Annotated in this window: 16 protein-coding genes; 10 read left to right on the top strand and 6 right to left on the bottom strand. The window is 64.4% G+C overall.

Annotated features, from left to right (window positions below):
• The first annotated feature begins 16 nt into the window (after positions 1–16).
• From GB927_RS11745 to GB927_RS11735, 3 genes are all read left to right on the top strand, one after another.
• Entirely contained in the window at positions 17–682 is a 666-nt protein-coding gene (locus GB927_RS11745) for a TetR family transcriptional regulator C-terminal domain-containing protein (protein ID WP_256117772.1), read from the top strand.
• A gap of 29 nt (positions 683–711) precedes the next feature.
• Positions 712–1,794, top strand: coding sequence for an extracellular solute-binding protein (locus GB927_RS11740; protein WP_256117081.1), 1,083 nt, complete (start codon positions 712–714; stop codon positions 1,792–1,794).
• 111 nt (positions 1,795–1,905) lie between these two features.
• Positions 1,906–2,157 (top strand): DUF982 domain-containing protein, encoded by a 252-nt coding sequence (locus GB927_RS11735; protein WP_256117080.1) that lies wholly within the window; start codon positions 1,906–1,908, stop codon positions 2,155–2,157.
• 17 nt (positions 2,158–2,174) lie between these two features.
• On the opposite strand, the gene GB927_RS11730 is transcribed toward GB927_RS11735, so the two are convergent.
• From GB927_RS11730 to GB927_RS11720, 3 genes are all read right to left on the bottom strand, one after another.
• Entirely contained in the window at positions 2,175–3,269 is a 1,095-nt protein-coding gene (locus GB927_RS11730; RefSeq protein WP_256117771.1) for an ABC transporter ATP-binding protein, read from the bottom strand.
• Positions 3,270–3,394: 125 nt separating this feature from the next.
• A complete protein-coding gene (locus GB927_RS11725; RefSeq protein ID WP_256117079.1) occupies positions 3,395–4,219 on the bottom strand; it encodes an ABC transporter permease in 825 nt (274 codons plus the stop codon).
• Positions 4,216–5,133 carry an ABC transporter permease gene (locus GB927_RS11720; protein ID WP_256117078.1) on the bottom strand — a complete coding sequence of 306 codons (918 nt, stop codon included), beginning with the start codon at positions 5,131–5,133 and terminating at the stop codon, positions 4,216–4,218. The genes GB927_RS11725 and GB927_RS11720 overlap by 4 nt, the downstream gene beginning before the upstream one ends.
• 236 nt (positions 5,134–5,369) lie before the next feature.
• On the opposite strand from GB927_RS11720, the gene GB927_RS11715 reads away from it, so the two are divergent.
• Positions 5,370–6,794, top strand: coding sequence for an aminotransferase (locus GB927_RS11715; RefSeq protein WP_256117077.1), 1,425 nt, complete (start codon positions 5,370–5,372; stop codon positions 6,792–6,794).
• Between the two features lie 90 nt (positions 6,795–6,884).
• Here the strand turns inward: GB927_RS11715 and GB927_RS11710 are convergent, their stop codons facing one another.
• Positions 6,885–8,084, bottom strand: coding sequence for an aromatic ring-hydroxylating oxygenase subunit alpha (locus GB927_RS11710; protein ID WP_256117076.1), 1,200 nt, complete (start codon positions 8,082–8,084; stop codon positions 6,885–6,887).
• Between the two features lie 185 nt (positions 8,085–8,269).
• Positions 8,270–9,061, bottom strand: a complete 792-nt coding sequence (locus tag GB927_RS11705) for a DUF1194 domain-containing protein (protein WP_256117073.1) — start codon at positions 9,059–9,061, stop codon at positions 8,270–8,272.
• A gap of 187 nt (positions 9,062–9,248) precedes the next feature.
• Between GB927_RS11705 and GB927_RS11700 the strand changes: the two genes are divergently transcribed.
• Positions 9,249–10,346 (top strand): hypothetical protein, encoded by a 1,098-nt coding sequence (locus GB927_RS11700; protein ID WP_256117072.1) that lies wholly within the window; start codon positions 9,249–9,251, stop codon positions 10,344–10,346.
• 4 nt (positions 10,347–10,350) lie between these two features.
• Here the strand turns inward: GB927_RS11700 and GB927_RS11695 are convergent, their stop codons facing one another.
• Positions 10,351–10,971, bottom strand: coding sequence for a TetR/AcrR family transcriptional regulator (locus GB927_RS11695; protein ID WP_256117071.1), 621 nt, complete (start codon positions 10,969–10,971; stop codon positions 10,351–10,353).
• Between the two features lie 98 nt (positions 10,972–11,069).
• On the opposite strand from GB927_RS11695, the gene GB927_RS11690 reads away from it, so the two are divergent.
• From GB927_RS11690 to GB927_RS11670, 5 genes are all read left to right on the top strand, one after another.
• Entirely contained in the window at positions 11,070–11,894 is an 825-nt protein-coding gene (locus GB927_RS11690) for an NmrA family NAD(P)-binding protein (protein ID WP_256117070.1), read from the top strand.
• A 2-nt stretch (positions 11,895–11,896) separates the two neighbouring features.
• Entirely contained in the window at positions 11,897–12,388 is a 492-nt protein-coding gene (locus GB927_RS11685) for an anthrone oxygenase family protein (RefSeq protein WP_256117069.1), read from the top strand.
• A 64-nt stretch (positions 12,389–12,452) separates the two neighbouring features.
• The gene (locus GB927_RS11680) at positions 12,453–13,871 is read left to right on the top strand and encodes an amidase (protein WP_256117068.1); all 1,419 of its coding nucleotides are present in this window, start codon (positions 12,453–12,455) and stop codon (positions 13,869–13,871) included.
• A 253-nt stretch (positions 13,872–14,124) separates the two neighbouring features.
• Positions 14,125–15,333 carry a DUF2778 domain-containing protein gene (locus GB927_RS11675; RefSeq protein WP_256117065.1) on the top strand — a complete coding sequence of 403 codons (1,209 nt, stop codon included), beginning with the start codon at positions 14,125–14,127 and terminating at the stop codon, positions 15,331–15,333.
• A gap of 245 nt (positions 15,334–15,578) precedes the next feature.
• Complete coding sequence (locus GB927_RS11670; RefSeq protein ID WP_256117770.1) at positions 15,579–17,255, top strand: methyl-accepting chemotaxis protein; 1,677 nt, start codon at positions 15,579–15,581, stop codon at positions 17,253–17,255.
• Positions 17,256–17,263 lie beyond the last annotated feature (8 nt).

Below are 17,263 nucleotides of genomic sequence, written 5' to 3'. Positions count from 1 at the left end.
CAAGGTGACGGTGAAGATGCGGGCAGGCGGGGCTGAACAGGGCTCGGGCGACGGCGAGAAGCGGGGCCGCAAGGCCTCCAAGGAAACGAGGCGGCAGCAGCTCATCGAGGCGACGATCGATTCGCTCGCCAAGCGCGGTTATTCCGACACCACGCTCGCCGACGTGGCTGACGGCGCCGGCCTTTCCCGCGGCATCGTCAACTTCCATTTCGAGAGCAAGGAAAACCTGCTCATCGCGACGCTGCAATATATGTCGGAAGAGTACGGCGACCATTGGAATGCCGCGCTGGAAAAGGCCGGTCCAAGCGTCGCCAGCCGCCTGTGGGCCATCGTTCACGCGGATTTCGACCGCAAGATCTGCACCAAGCGCAAGCTGGCGGCCTGGTGCGCCTTCTGGGGCGAGGCGAAGTCGCGGCCGACCTACCAGGCGCTCTGCGGCGCGCGTGACGTCAAATACCAGGAAACAGTGATCTCGCTCTGCACCGAGCTGAAGGCCGAGGGCGGCTATGCCTACGAGCCGGAGCCGATGGCGCTGTCGCTCTGCGCCATGCTGGAAGGGCTGTGGCTGCGCCTGATGATGGGCGACGGCACCACGCGGGAGAAGGCGCTGGAGGCGGCGATCGCCTTCGTCGCGATCGCTTTCCCGAAACATCTCACGATCCAAGGACCACAACCACAATAGGGAACCCGAAAACGGGGAAGGAGTACGGCATGAAGACTGCTAACACGGCCAGGCGCACCACAACGGCGGCATTGGCCGCTCTCCTCGCCCTCACAACCGCGCTTCCCGCCTTCGCCGCCGATACGCTTACCGTCTTCGACTGGTCCGGCTACGAGGACCCCGCCTTCCACCCCGCCTACACCGAAAAACACGGCGGCTCGCCGGATTTTTCCTTCTTCGGCGATGAGGAGGAAGCTTTCCAGAAACTGCGCTCCGGCTTCAAGGCCGATATCGCGCATCCCTGCGCGCAAAGCATCGTGAAATGGCGCGAGGCCGGTCTGCTGGAGCCGCTCGACACCGCCAAGCTCACGGCCTGGAACGACATGCTGCCGGCCTTCAAGTCGATGAAGAACCTGATGACGGCCGAGGACGGTACGGCCTGGTTCATCCCCTTCGAATGGGGCAACACAGTGCTGACCTATCGCACCGATACGGTGAAGCCGGAAGAAGTCGCCTCGCTGAAGGCCTTTGCCGATCCGAAATTCAAGGACCGCGTGTCGATCGGCGACAATGTCGACGACGCCTACGCGCTGGCGGGCCTCGCCATCGGCCTCAAGGACCTGACGGCGATGACGGATGCGCAGTTCCAGGAGGCGTCGGCCTTCCTGCGCGCCGTGCACCAGAACGTGCGGCTCTACTGGACGGACAACACCGATCTCAGCCAGGCGATGGCGAGCGGCGAGGTCGATCTCGCCTGGGCGTGGAACGAGACGGCGACGACGCTGCAGGCCGAGGGCCAGCCGGTGGTGATCAAGAAGGATACGACGGAAGGGCTTTCGACCTGGGTTTGTGGCTATTCGCGGCTGAAGGGCGGCGAAGGCAGCCCCGATCTCGCCTATGACTACCTGAACGCCGTCACCGATCCGGCCGTTGCCGCCTATATGGTGGAAAGCTGGGGTTATGGCCATTCCAACGCCAAGGGCATGGCCGCCGTCGACCCGAAAATCCTTGCCGACAAGGGCTATGCGGATGTCGAATCCTTCGTCGCCAACACGCTCTTCCAGGCGCCGATCCCGACGGAGTTGCGGCAGAAGATGATCGCCGAGTTCGAGAAGATCAAATCGGGGTATTGAGGGGCAGAGGGGCTCCCGGCTTCGAACGACGAAGATGGGAGCCCGATCTTCTTGGAACGTCTCGCAGCTACCCGCGTTTTGCTTGCCTCAGTTTGCGTGAGGTATTGCGTCATGGACCCGAAACGCTGGAGTAAACCGATCACATTCGAAACGCCCCGTCTTGGCCAGTACAGGACGATCGCCAGCACACAGGAAGCGGCAAGGGCGCTTGAGAACGACTGGCCCGTGGAAAAGGGGCGGCAGCTCAAGGAAGCGCGCAAGATGTGCGTGGCGGTGCTTGCCGGCAGGAAGCCGCCCTCGGAGGCGAGAAACGCCTTCATTGCCGCCGCCGTCGAGGCACACGTTTTCGTACGGGAAAAGTGAATCTCGAACGGCCTTTTTTAGACCCGACGTACCGCTTCATACTCCGCCAGAAGCACGAACGCATCCGGATCATAGGCGAGGCGGATTTCTGCGCCGATCGGCAGGTCGTCCGCGCCGTGATCGTTGGTCTCGACCATGGAGAGCGGCTGTTCCAGCCCGTCGACGCCGACGGTCAGATGCGTGACTTCGCCGAAATAGGCGCGGTTCTCGATGCGGCCGGCGAGTTCGTGCGGGGCGCGGTCGTTGTCCCAGAGCAGGCGCAGGCGTTCCGGGCGAATGCCGACGGTGACGTGGCCGTTCTCGGCCGTAAAACCGTGCGGCTTGTCGAGGTTGACGGCGCCGAAGCGGGCGGCGTCGACCGAGACGGCGTTGCCCTGTTCGCCCAGCACCTTCGCCGTCAGGAAGTTCATGCCGCCCAGGAAGTCGGCGACTTTTCGCGTGCGCGGGCGCTGGTAGATTTCCTTCGGCGTCGCGATCTGCGCAATGCGGCCGCCGAACATCACGGCGATGCGGTCGGAAAGCGCCAGCGCCTCGTACTGGTCGTGCGTGACGAGGATGAAGGTAATCCCGACGGCCTTTTGCAGCGTGCGCAGTTCCACCTGCATTTCCTCGCGCAGCTTCTTGTCGAGGGCCGACAGCGGCTCGTCGAGCAGCAGCACCTTCGGGCGCATGACGAGGGCGCGGGCGAGCGCCACGCGCTGGCGCTGGCCGCCGGAAAGTTCGTGCGCCTTGCGTTTTCCGAGGCTGGACAGGCGCACCTGGTCGAGCGCGTCGCCTACGCGTTTCTTCTCGTCTTCCGGCGAGAGTTTCAGCCGCTTCAGGCCGTAGGCGACGTTTTCGGCGACGTCGAGATGGGGGAAGATGGCGTAGTTCTGGAACACCATGTTGGTCGGCCGCTTGTTCGGCGGCAGCGTCAGCGAGGGGGCGCCATCGATAAAGATCTCGCCGGCCGTCGGCGTCTCGAAGCCGGCAATCGAGCGCAGCAGCGTGGTCTTGCCGCAACCGGAGGGGCCGAGCAGCGAGAAGAACTCGCCTTCGCCGATGGTCAGCGAGACGTCGTCGAGCGCCTTGTAGATGCCGTAGAACTTCGACACGTTCTGGATCTCGATCATGGGACGGTCGGGCATGGATCGCTCCTAGAATTTGTCAGGGGAAAGTGGAAACCGGTTTTCCCGAGAAGACAAACGAAAACAAAAGAATCTAGAGCAGGTCTGGTTCAGTCTGAACCAGACCTGCTCTAGGGCAGCATGAGCGCCAGCTGCGTGCGTTTTTCGGCACGGCGGCGCAGGATTTCGGCGAGGGTCAGCATCAGGATCGAGGCGACGAGCATGATCGTGCCGAGCGCCAGCACGCCGGGCAGCTTGGCGGCGAAGCGCAGCTGGCCCCAGATATAGACCGGCAGCGTCGGCGCGGTGCCGGACAGGAAGAAGGCGAGGATGAACTCGTCGAGCGAGATGGTGAAGGTGACGAGCAGGCTGGAGACGATGGCAGGCGCCACGACCGGCAGCGTGACGCGCCGGAAAGTGCCGATGGCGGTTTCGCCGAGGTCGTAGGAGGCTTCTTCCAGGCTGCGGTCGAAGCCCTCGAAGCCGGAGACGAGCACGGACATCGCATAGGGCACGCAGAACACGGTCTGGCCGAGGATGACGGTGACGAGCGACAGCTCGATGCCTATGGCCAGCACGATCATCAGCAGCGATACCGCGACGATGATTTCCGGCAGGAAGAGCGGCGCCATGATGAGGCCTGCCGCCGTCCTCTGCCCGCGAAACCTGTAGCGCGTGATGGCGCGCGCCGCGCAGATGCCGAGCACGGTGGAGAGCACTGCCACCGATATGCCGACGACGAGGCTGTTCCAGGCCGCTTCCATCATCACCGAATTGCCGGCAAGCGAGGCGTACCATTTGGTGGTGAAGCCGGCGAGCGGGAAGGTCGTCGTCGCCGCATTGTTGAAGGAGAAGACCGGCAGCAGCAGGATCGGCAGGTAGAGGAAGAGGAAATAGACCGCGACATAGACCGGCAGCCAGGGAATGAAGCGCAGGCGCTGCGTGAGGACGCTCATTTGATCCTCCTGACGATGAATTTCAGCGCGAGCACGACGGCGGCTGCGGCGAGCGAGACGAGGATCATCGTCGTCACGGAGAGGGCGGCGCCGAGCGGCCAGTTCGCGCCCTTGCCGAACTGCGCCTGGATGGCGGTCGCGATCATCACGCCGTCCTTGCCGCCGACGAGGCGCGGCGTCACGTAGTCGCCGACGGTCGGGATCATCACGATGAGGAAGGCCGAGACGACGCCCGGCAGAGACAGCGGCAGGGTGACGCGGAAGAAGGCGCGCAGCCGGCTGTCGCCGAGGTCGCGCGCGGCCTCGATATAGGTGCGGTCGATCTTCTGCAGCGAGACGTAGATCGGCAGGATGGCGAAGGCGGCCCAGCTGTGCACCAGCGTGATGACGACGGCGTTGGAATTGTAGAGGAGCGAGGCCACCGGCTTGTCGATGAGGCCCATCGAGATGAGGCCGGTGTTCATGACGCCGCCATAGCCGAGGATGACCTTCCAGGACATGACGCGCAGCAGGTAGCTGGTCCAGCACGGCACGGTGACGAGGAAGAGCCAGAGGTTCTTGTGCACCCCGCCATGGAAGGAGATGAACCAGGCGATGGGGTAGGAGAAGACGACCGTGACCACGCTCACCGTCAGCGAGATCCACAGCGAGCGGATGAAGAGGTCGCGATAGATCGGTTCGGTCAGCGCTTGGCGGTAGTTTTCCAGCGTGAAGGTGCGGTCGATGTCGAGATAGTTCTGGGTCCAGAAACTGTAGGCGATGACGATGAGGACCGGGAGAAAAAGCAGCGCCAGCGCATAGAGGAAGGTCGGCGAGATCATGGCGAGGCCGCGGGCCTCTTCGCTGCGTGTCCAGGCCCGGCGTTTTGCCGGGGAGGGCGTGTCAGCGATCCTGTCGAACGCCGCCGCCGTCATGGGGCGGGGCTCCGGTCGCGGCAACATTCATAGAGCGTGAGACTTCCCGTTCCCATGTGGTGCGCCTTTTCGGCTTTGTGTGTTCCCTAATGACAACATGCGCCCGAATCCCCGTTGAAATCAAGCCCCACTTCTGCAATATTGATTGAACGAACATTCAATATGATTGGGAAATACAAAATCTTTCATATTGTTGTGGTCAGAATCTTCCTGGTAAATAATCGATGGAGCGGGACATGGCGGCAATTCCGAAGACGGCGAACGAGGACCTGCGTGCCGACGAGGCCGCCGGTGATGAGATCACCCGGCTGGCCGAGCGCCATCTCGTGCAGCCCTGGCCGGTCTCCGGCTCGATCGGTGCCGAGGCGCGCGGGCGCATCGAAGCGGGCGAGGGCATCTATGTGACGGATGCCAGCGGCCGAAAACTGATCGACGGGCCTGCCGGCATGTGGTGCGTCAATGCCGGCCATCGCAACAAGGAACTCGCCGACGTCATGGCGTCGCAGGCCATGGAGCTTTCCTACAATTCGCCCTGGTACACGACGAACACGCCCTCCGCCGTGCTATCCGCGCGGCTCGCCGAGCACGCGCCGGACGGCGTCGACCATGTCTTCTACACGACGGGCGGTTCCTCGGCAGTGGAGACGGCGCTGCGCTTCATGCAGTTCGCCAACAATGTGAAGGGCCGGCCGGAGAAGAAGCTGATCGTCTCGCGGCAGGGCGGCTATCACGGCTCGACCTATCTTTCCGCCTCGCTCAACGGCCGGCCGCGCGACCATGACTGGATGGACAGCGCGTCGGACCTCGTCGTGAAACTCTCCTGCCCGGACCCGTTCCGCCGGCCGGAGGGCATGAGCGTCGAAGCCTTCTGCGATTTCCTCGTGGAAGAATTCCGCGGCGTCATCAAGGAGAAGGGGGCCGAGAATATCGGCGCCTTAATCGCCGAGCCCGTCATGGCCTCCGGCGGCGTCATCGTGCCGCCCGCCGGCTACCTCAAGCGCATGCATGCGCTTTGCCGCGCCAACGACATCCTCTTCATCGCCGACGAGGTGGTGACGGCCTTCGGGCGCCTCGGCCATGTCTTCGCGTCGAAGGATGTCTTCGATATCGAGCCGGACATGATCACCTTCGCCAAGGGCGTCACGTCCGGTTATTTCCCGCTCGGCGGCGTGATGATCGCGGGCCGGCTGTTCGAGGAACTGCGCCGCTCCAACCATTCGGAGGCGATGTTCGCGCATGGGCTCACCTACTCCAGCCATCCGGTCGGCTGCGCCGTAGCGCTGAAGAATCTCGACATCCTGGAAGGCGGCCTTCTGGCGCATGCACGGGCGGTGTCGGATCATTTCCAGACGAGCCTCAAGGCGCTGGAAGACCTGCCGCTCGTCGGCGAGGTGCGCGGCCTCGGGCTGATGGCCTGCGTCGAATGTGTCGCCGATCGGGTCAGCAACAATCCGCTGACGCTCGATCTCGAAGTGGGAAAACGCATCGACCGGCATTGCCAGGAACTCGGCCTCCTGGTGCGTCCGCTCATCAGCATGTGCGTGATGTCGCCGCCGCTCACCATCTCGACAGCCCAGATCGACGACATGGCGGCGATCCTGCGCCGCGGCATCGAGCTCACCATGGACGACCTGACCCGCGAGGGGCTCTGGAAGGGCTGAGCCCGTCCGGACAAGACCCTGTTTGGACCGACATTCCCTGGTCCAAACGTTTGAGGCCCGCGAAAGCGGGCCTCTTTTTTGGTTGGTGGTTTAGCGGCTTTCGACGAGGCCGGCATTGACCTCCGCCATCGCCTTCTCCTCCGGCGCCTCCTTCAGCGTCACCACCGGCAGCACCTTGCGAATGTGGTCGTGGTGGGTGCGCACGCCATATTCGAGGTCGGAGAGGTAGAAGCCGGCAAAGGCGTTGGAGGTCATCGCCTCGTTCGACCAGACGGTGAGCTGCACGTCTTCGGACTGCGTGTCGCGGTCGATGCGATAGGCGAGGTAGCGGGCGAGGCGCTGGGCGCGGTCTTCCTCGCGGTAGCGGTAGATGCCGCCGCGCAGCAGCGTCTTGCCGACGCCGATGGGGAATTCCTGGTAGAACTGCATGGTCTCCGGCGTCACTGCAATCACGCAGTTGGGGAACAGGCCGAAATAGATCCAGGCCTTGCGCAGCCGTTCGGGAAGCCGCGGGTTGTCCTGCGAGATCTTGACGTAGTTGCGCACGCTCCAGCGCCGGCCGGCATGGGGATTGTAGGTGGCGAAGGACCGGCAGAGGCCGTCGACGAAGGGTTCGTCGTAATAGGTCGAGCCGTAGAGATCCTGAAGGGCCGGATGCGCCATCGCGACATGGTAGCCCTCGTTGTCGACGTCGCGCACGGACTTCCAGTTGACCGGGCTTTCCTGTGTCCAGATGCCGCCCGCCGGCACCATCTCCTCGGAACGGTAGTGCGAAAGTTCGTCCTCGAAGGGCTTCATCAGTTCGGCGACGGAGGGTTGGGGGCCGGGCGCGAAGCGGATGAAGACGAAACCCTGCCAGATTTCGCATTCGAGCGATTTCAGCGCGAATTCGTTCTTGTCGAGCGGCGGGAAGCTGCGCGGGCGGGCGGCGCCACGCAAGGTGCCGTCGAGATTGTAGACCCAGCCGTGGAAGGGACAGACGAGCGCGTTGCGGCAGCTGCCCTTTTCATCGGCGACGAGGCGCGAGCCCCGGTGGCGGCAGATATTGTGGAAGGCGCGCACGGCGCCGTCCTGCCCGCGCAGGATGAGTGCGCGCTCGCCGACGACGTCCATGGCAAGGTAGTTGCCGGGCTCGGGAATGTCGGAGACGTGGCAGGCGATCTGCCAGTGCTCGCGGAAGACATGCTGCTTTTCGAGCTCCAGCAGGGCGGGGCTATGGTAGCACCAGCCCGGGAGTCCGCTCCTGTCCCAGTCGTTCGGAACATTGATATCGCGGATCATCTCGTTCATGTCGCTCCCCTTATTTTGCTGAACGTTCATTCAATATAAGCACAATTTCCGTTCAAAAGGAATAGCTTGCGAAGAGCTGTTGTTTTTGAATCAAGAAAAACTCGGTCGCGGCGCGGCCGAGGAGGGGCGGATTTTCGGCGAAAACCGCGTCGGTGTCGCAGCTTAACGGCAGGTTTTGACGCGCGTTACCGGTCGAGTTCCGGGTAGTAGCGTTCCATGTAGCTGGGCCTCAGCTTCTCGCCGATCATGCAATCGGCGCTTTCGCCGGCGGCGCGGATCACGCGGGCGGGCGGTTCGGCGCCGCTGACTTCGAGGATCAGCTTGCGGCGGATGGCGATGGCGAAATCCTCCGACTCCTGCACCGGCAGCACGAAGGCGCCCGGACCGCCGATGACGCAGTTCGAATAATAGTCGTCGAGCGAGCCATAGGCGGCCGAGGGGCGGATCATGATGGCGAGGCCGTTGATGATGATGCCGAGCGCGGTGGCGGCATCGCGAGCGGGCGTCACGGGCGGTCCGAAATTGTTCGGGCCGTCGCCGGAAACGTCGATGACGCGGCGCATGCCGGAATAACCGTTCCCATCGAAGAGTTTCGCGCCGTAGACGATGGCGCCGGAGATCGACGTGCCGCGGCGCGTTGCGATCGGTCGGGCCTCCAATTGTGCGGCGAAGGCCTTGGCGTCTTCCGGCCCGGAGATGATCTGCCAGGGCAGGTGCGAGCTGTCGCGGATCGTGCCGGCCCATTCGAAATAGCTGATGGCGATGCGGCCGGTCAGGCCGTCGCGCACGGCATTGACGAAATCGGGGTGTCGGAGCGCATCCACGTAGCCGGCGCGCTGTACCTGCGCCTCCTCCAGGTCCATCGAGCCGGAGACGTCGACCGCGAGCACCAGCTCCACATCGACCTCCTGGTCGGAGGCGGCGGCGATCTCGGCGCCGGCCGTCAGGCTCATCAGCAAGGCAAGCGTTGTCAGCATGGCCGTCACCTATGTGCATATCCCGGACGGCAAATGTATCACGAACCGCGGAAGGAAAGGACGGGCACAGTTCAAAAATCGGTGATGCCGGCGAATAGCCGCCCGCCCGCGACCGTCAGATTGCTGTTCCAGCGATTTTCGGACGCCGGGAACGGGACTTGCCTTCGGGCAGAGAAAGCAGATCGAGATGGGCTTCAAGGATATTTTCAGCACGCTTCGCAACAGGATGTTCGGCCGCGCCGAGAGCACGCCGGCGGAGCCGCTTTCGCCGCAGGAACGGCTGGTCCGCGACTACGATCTCTACCTCATCGACCTCTATGACGAGATTCCGGCCCTCGTTCCGCAGCGCGACGCCATGCGGATCGCCTGGGGCAACGGCGATTTCGAGGCCTACCAGCGCGCCTTCGAGGCCGCGCGGGCCGGTGGCATGATCACTGAGAGCGGCCGGCCGCACTATTCCCTGGTGAAGGACTGGTTCTTCGAACCCTTCCTGGAGCTGCCGGACGAGGAAGCGCCGGCGCATGAGGAGATGCTCAAGCCGTTCCGGGCCTTCTTCCAGCGCAGCCCGTCGCCGTTTTCCGCCGCCACCTATGCCGATGCGCTGCGCGTAACCGCCTTCGCGCGGCGCGGCACCGCCTATGGGCGTTTCGTGCGGCCGGAGCAGTGGAAGAGCTACGAGGAGCTGCTGAAAGAAGCGGACGACGTGCTCGACAGCCATCCGGACCCGGAAAATTTCAGCTGGCGGATGAGCGATTACCGCCGCGCGGCGAATGAGGGCAGCTTCGAGATCTTCAAGGCGCGCTTCGAGAGGGCCTGGCTGCTCGACCGCTACAATGTCGATCTCTGCCGGGCGCATGCCCGCATGATCATGCCGCGCTGGCTCGGCCGCGACGCGCACGACCTCGAAAACTTTGCGCGACGGGCGGTCGAACTGACCCGGGAGCGTTTCGGCCTCGGCTTCTATGCGCTGATCCAGCAGGCGAACACCGATGTCGGCGATCACGAGCTTGCCGATACGCTCTGCGATCCGGCCCTCGTCAAGCAGGGCTTCGAGGACCTGCTTGCCCGCTTCCCGGCGCCGAGCGTGATGAACCTTTACGCCGACATGCTCGAATGGATGGGCGATACCGAGGCGCTTGCCGATCTTCTGGAGACCCGTTTCCGCGTGATGGTGCCGCAGATCTGGTACGGCGACACGCGCGGCGAGAAGATTTCCTACGTCTTCGACACGCTGCTGGAAGCAGCCGACGTGCTGGAACAGCGCCGCGCCCGCAAACGCGCCTGATGGCTTAAAGCGCCGTCAGCTCGCGGATCGCCATGCGCTTGTAGGCCTCGACCAGCAGATTGCCCTCCGCCCGCGCGACCGAGACGGCAAGGCGCATGGTTGCCTCGCCGAGATGCATGACGAGAAGGGCGGTCGCCTCGATCCTTTGCGGATCGGCCTGCGGCCGCAGCGCCGTCAGCCGGGCGGCGAGCAGCGCGCCGTTGCGCCGGCTTTCCTCGACCTCCATGGCCCGCAGCGCCCCGTCCGCCTGCACCGCCGACCAGATGTCGCGGATGACGGGTTCTGCGAGGAAGATCGCGTAATAGGTATCGATCAGGCTGGCGAAGGCGGTGCCGAGGTCGTTCATGCTTTCGACGGCGGCGAGGCCTTCGGCGATGCAGGCGCGGCTGTCCTCGTTGCAGCGTTCGGCGAGCGCATGCACCACGGCGCTCTTGTCGGGAAAATACTGGTAGAGTGAGCCGATCGAGATGCCCGTGCGCTGGGCGAGCTCGCTCATGCGCAGCGCATCGCTGCCCGTTTCGGCAATCATTTCCGTCGCGTTCGCAAGGATCGCGTCTACCCGGTCGCGGCTGCGTTTCTGGGTCGGCGCGCGGCGTATCTGCGTTTCGCTCGGCTCTCGTTCCACCGTCAGCTCCAAAGGCTCGAATAATCCGTCTTGACAAATACGAGGATTCCTCACATTTTGCAAACATGAGTGATGCTCACATTTTGGAGGATGGAAAGATGATGAACAAGCGCATTCTGCTTCTGGGCGGCGAGGGCAAGACGGGGCGGCCGATCGCCGAAAGATTGCGGGAAAAGGGATATGCGGTGCGGGTCGCCTCGCGCTCGGCGGGCATCCCGTTCGACTGGCGCGATGCATCCGGCTGGCCGGCGGTGCTGGCGGGCGTGGATGCGCTCTACATCGCCTATCAACCGGACCTCGCGGTGCCGGGCTCCGACGACGATATCCGCCGGCTCTCCCGCCTTGCCGCCGAGGCCGGCGTCCAGCGCATCGTGCTGCTTTCCGGCCGCGGCGAGGATGCGGCGGAGGCGAGCGAGGAGGCGATGAAGGAGGCGGGCATCCCCTGGACCGTGCTGCGCGGAAGCTGGTTCTTCCAGAATTTCAGCGAGGGCCTGTTTGCCGAACAGATCCTGGCGGGCGAGCTGGTGCTGCCCTCCAGCACGGTCCGCGAGCCCTTCGTCGATACGCGCGACATTGCCGACGTGGCCGTGGCGGCGCTGACGGAGGAGGGGCACGCCGGCAGGACCTATGAACTGACCGGCCCGCGGCTGATGACCTTTCGCGAGGCGGTAGCGGAGTTTTCCGCGGCGGGCGGGCGCGCGGTCGCCTATACGCCGGTGACCGTCGAGGCCTATGCTGGCATCCTGCGCGAGGCCGGCATTCCGGAGGATGTCATCTGGCTCGTCACCTACCTGTTCGGCTCGGTGCTCGACGGGCGCAACGAGTCGCTCAGGACCGACATCGAGCAGGTGCTCGGCCGGCCGCCGCGCGATTTTGCAGATTTCGCCCGCGATGTCGCGGCAACCGGTTTCTGGAGGAGCTGATCATGGCAAGCGTTTTCCCCATCCTGACCTTTTTCGCCATCCTCGCGGCAGCGCTCAATGCCGGCCTGTTCTTCATCTTTTCCGTCTGCATCATGGCCGCCTTTGCGCGCCTGACGCCCGCGGAAGGGGCGGCGGCGATGAACGCCATCAATGTCGTCATCCTGAACCCATGGTTTGCCACAGCCTTCTTCGGTGCCGCGGCTTTGTCGCTGGCACTCGTCGTCATCGGCTTCCTGCAGGGCGGGGCTGGCGGGCTCATGGCCGTGGCCGGCGGCTTGGTCTTCCTCGTCGCGGTCATTGGCGTGACGATGGTCTTCAACGTGCCGCTCAACGATGCGCTCGCCGCGGCCCCCGCCGGCAGCGCGGAACAGGCGACGCTCTGGCAGCGCTATCTCGACGTCTGGACGCCATGGAACCATGTGCGCACGCTCGGCTCGCTTGCCGCCGTCGGGCTTTTCGCGCTCGCCTTCCGCCAGGGGGTGCCGCTCGGCTGAGGCCGGGCTGGCGCTCGCCCCTTCGGCCTGCTAGCTCTTGCATCAGAGACCGCCGGAGCCGACCTTGCAGGACATTACAGACCTTTCCGCCCTTGCCCTTTCCGCCGCCATCGCCGAGCGCAGGCTCGACTCCCGAAGCGTCATGGCGGCCTACCTTGCCCGCATCGAGGCGATCAATCCGCGCATCAACGCCATCGTCAGCCTCCGCCCGGCGGAAGAGCTGCTGGCCGAGGCGGACGAGGCCGACCGGGCGCTTGCGGCGGGAGACTATCGCGGCTGGCTGCACGGCTTGCCCTTCGCGGTGAAGGACCTCTCCGAGGCGAAGGGCATCCTCTGTTCCTTCGGTTCCGCGAACTATGCGGATTTCGTGCCGGATTATGACGACATCCATGTCGAGCGCATCCGGGCGGCCGGCGCCATCGTCATCGGCAAGACTAATGCGCCGGAAATGGGCCTCGGCTCGCACAGCTACAACCCGGTCTTCGGCGTTACGCGGAACCCCTACGATACCGGCAAGAGCGCCGGCGGCTCCTCCGGCGGTGCGGCGGCAGCGCTTGCGGCGCGGCTGCTGCCGGTGGCCGATGGCAGCGACATGATGGGCTCTCTGCGCAATCCCGCCGGCTTCAACAATGTCGTCGGCTTCCGCCCGTCCTTCGGCCGCGTGCCCTCGCTCGGCAACGAGCTTTTCCTTGGCCAGCTCGCCGTCAATGGGCCGATGGGGCGCAGCGTCGCCGATGTCGCGGCCCTTCTCGCGACGCAGGCGGGGCATGATCCGCGCGATCCGCTGTCGCTGGTCGACGAGGATCTCTCGCTGGACGGCAGCCGCGATCTCTCCGGCGCCCGCATCGGCTGGCTTGGCGATTTCGGCGGCTACCTGCCGTTCGAGCCGGGCGTGCTGGAGCTTTGCCGCGAGACGCTCGACGTCTTCCGGCGGCTCGGCTGCACGGTGGAGGAGGTCGCGCCGGGCTTCGACATGGCGCGGCTGTGGCAGACCTGGCGCACGCTGCGCCATTTCCTCGTCGCCGGCGGGCAGGCCGCCGATTACGACGATCCGGCGCGGCGCGCGAACATGAAGCCGGAGATGCTGTGGGAAGTCGACAACGGCCGCGCGCTTTCGGCGGCGGAGGTCTATGCGGCGTCGCTCGGCCGCAGCGACTGGCATCGCTATGTCTCTGGCCTCTTCGAGCGCTACGATTTCCTCATCCTGCCTTCAGCCCAGGTCTTCCCGTTCGAGGCCGAACTAGACTGGCCGAAGGCGATCGACGGGCGGGCGATGGACACCTATCACCGCTGGATGGAAGTGGTCATCGGGCCGACGCTCGCCGGCCTTCCCGTCGCCGCAATGCCGGCCGGCTTCGGGGCAAACGGGCTGCCCGCGGGCATCCAGATCATCGGCCGCGCGCGGGCCGATCGTGACGTGCTGGCGGCCGCTGCGGCCTATGAAAAGGCCACCGACTGGCTCGCCCGGCCTCCCCAGTTTTAGGGATGCGGGCCGCAAGGCCACGTCATCGCCGCATTCTCGTGACAGGCAGCCTTGCCGGGCGGTGAGGACACCCCGGCGGATTCCTTCAAAAACACGAGGCGCCGTTTAGGAATTGCTTACCATATTTCGTCATTCTTTGCTCGTTCGGCAGAAGTCCGGGGCGCGTGGCCCCGATGCCTGCCGCCAGCGTAAAGGCCCTCGGACTGTCTGTTCCGCGGCCGCGTCGAGTAACGAGTATCGGGTAACGAGTATCATGGCGTCTGTGTACTGTTCCGCGCGTTCCGCGTCGAAATCCCGTCGGGGCCGTTCCGCGGGCATCCTTCTCAGCACATTGCTTGCCTGCGGCGTCATCGCCGGGTCCGCCTGGGCCGTCGTCTCGACGCTCGGTGCCATGCAGGAGGCGGCAACGTCGCTTTCGGACGGCAAGAAGGCCATTGCCGGCACGCTCCATATCAAGACACCCGCCAGGGAAAAGGCCGCCGATAGGGTGGTGAAGATCGCGAAATTCTCGCGGCTCTCGCAGCCCTCGGAAAGCGAGCTTCGCCAGAAGCAGCTGACCGCCGAGGCGATCCAGGTCGCGCACCAGCGCAAGATTTCGGTCCAGCTCGCCTCCGCCGTGAAGCGCGAGAAGGCCAAGGCGGCGTTGATCGAGGCGGCCTATGCCCGCGCCGAGCGCTCCGTCGAACAGGAGAAGGCGATCACCGGCCAGCCGGCCATGGTGACCGCGCTCGTCGAGGATACCTCCGCCCGCAAGGACATCCAGCCCTTCGGCCTCGTCATGCAGAAGCCGCAGACGGAAGAGGAAAACCTCCTCAGCCAGATCCCGCTGCCGGAAGCCAAGCCCGCGCTCGAGACCGTCGTCATCGAAAAGCCGGTGGTGATGGAAGGAGAAAAGCCGGTCGCGCGCAACAAGCGCGAAAAGGCGAAAGACAAGGACAAGGAAGAGGTCGCCTACGCCAAGCCCGACCGGTCGCTGTTCGGCAACCTGTTCAAGGGCGGCAGCGGCAGCAGCAATGGCACGGGTTGGCTCGGCAAGGGAACGCGCGTCGCGATCTACGACGTCTCCAACGCGACGGTCTACATGCCCGACGGCACGAAGCTGCGCGCCCATTCCGGCATCGGCAAGATGCGCGACAATCCGCGCTACGAGCACGTCAAGATGAACGGGCCGACGCCGGCCGGCATCTATCGCCTGAAGATGCGCGAGCGGCGTTTCCACGGCGTCGAGGCAATCCGTATGACCTCCATCGACGGGCGTGACCCGAAGAACCGCACGGGCCTCCTGACGCACACCAACCTTCTGCGCAACCAGAAGGGCTCGCATGGCTGCGTCGCCTTCCAGAACTACGAGCCGTTCCTCAACGCCTTCAAGCGTGGGCACATCACCATGATGATCGTGGTGCCGGAACTGCCGTCGTCGCGCACCCAGCTTGCCGCGCTCTACCGCAAGGCCGGCGCCTGACATTTTTCGCGTGAACCCTGAAACCGGCGCCCTTGGTGCCGGTTTTCTGCATTTTCCGGTCGGGCGCGGAGATTTTCTCCAAATGTTGTGAGCAATAACCATTTGGTTTAGCAAATGCTAAGAATTTCGGGTCAAATTTAACCAACTTCTTTTGATGGCTAGCTTTGCCTAAGCCACATCGACGTGGGGACCCAGACGTGACTGCCTTCGATTTCGGATTGAATTCCCGCTCCGTGCTTGCCGCGATGAACCGCTCCCAGGCGATCATCGAATTCGACCTTTCCGGCAGGATCCTGCACGCCAACGAGAATTTCCTGCAGGCCGTCGGCTATGAGCTTTCGGAGGTCGTCGGCCAGCACCACCGCATGTTCGTCGACCCGGCGGAGGCCGCATCGGCGGAATATGCGGCCTTCTGGGCGCGGCTTGCCGAAGGGCATTTCGACCGGCGCCAGTACAAGCGCATCGCCAAGGGTGGCCGCGAGATCTGGATCGAGGCCTCCTACAATCCCGTCTTCCGCGGCAAGAAGCCGGTGAAGGTGGTGAAGTTTGCGACCGACATCACGGCCATGAAGCGCAAGGCGATGGAGGATGAGGGCAAGCTCGCGGCGCTGAGCCGGGCGCAGGCGATCATCGAATTCACGCCGAAGGGCGACATCCTCGGCGCCAACGAGAATTTCCTCGCCACCCTCGGCTACCAGCTTTCGGAGATCGTCGGCCGGCATCATTCCCTGTTCTGCGCGCCGGACTATGTGGCGAGTGCGGCCTACAAGGATTTCTGGGCGCGGCTTGCCGAAGGGCATTTCGTGTCCGACCAGTTCACCCGCGTCACCAAGGGTGGCAGCCGTATCCATATCCAGGCCTCCTACAACCCGATCCTCGATGCCGATGGCAAGGTGTTCAAGGTGGTGAAGTTCGCGACCGATGTGACGGAGCGCGTGCGGGCGATCGAGGAGATCGGTGCGGGGCTCGGGCGCCTTGCCGAATGCAACATCCGCATGACGATCGACCGTGAATTCATCCGCGAATTCGAGCCGCTGCGGCGGGATTTCAACAATTCGATCGGCGCCTTCCAGGAAACCCTCTCGCAGGTGCTCGACCAGACCTATATCCAGAACCGTAGTGGCCAGGAGATGCGCAAGGCGGCCGAGGATCTCTCGGAACGTACGCGCCAACAGGCCGTCGCACTCGAAGAAACCGCAGCAGCACTGACGCAGGCAACCGTCGCCGTGCGCTCCTCGACCGACCGGACGCGGGAGACGCGCAAGCTCGTCCAGGACGCCCGCGCCTCGGCAAACAGCTCTGCCGACGTCGTGAACAATACCGTGACCGCCATGCAGCGCATCGAGGCCGCTTCAAGCGAGATCAGCCAGATCATCGGCGTCATCGACGAGATCGCATTCCAGACCAATCTGCTTGCGCTGAATGCCGGCGTGGAGGCTGCGCGGGCGGGCGAAGCGGGCAGGGGCTTTGCGGTCGTTGCGCAGGAGGTTCGCGAACTGGCGCAGCGCTCCGCAAAGGCGGCGCGCGAGATCAAGACGCTGATCACCAATTCCAGCGCTGAAGTTAAGGATGGTGTGCGTCTCGTCGGCGAGACCGGCCGAGCCCTTCGCGAGATCGAAAACTTCGTCGAAGAGATCGACCACAATGTCGACGCGATAGCGACCTCTGCCGCCGAACAGGCGAGCGGTCTCGAAGAGATCAGTGCCGCTGTTTCGGACGTCGACCGCATCACGCAGGAAAACGCCGCCATGGTAGAGCGTACGACCTCCACGAGCCAATCCCTAGCCGACGGTGCGATAACGCTCAGCGACCTTGTCAACCGGTTCCAACTCAACCGTCGCACGCTTCGCCGTGACGGAAGCGAAATCTGGACGCCGGAAGAGCGCGCCGCCCGGCTCGGCGCGGTGCGCAAGGCCTCCTGACCGATTGA

This window comes from Shinella lacus (assembly GCF_010994755.1).
GTDB classification, from domain to species: Bacteria; Pseudomonadota; Alphaproteobacteria; order Rhizobiales; family Rhizobiaceae; genus Shinella; species Shinella lacus.
The sequence above is the reverse complement of the archived record's forward strand: the minus strand, read 5'-3'. Positions and strand labels throughout refer to the sequence as shown.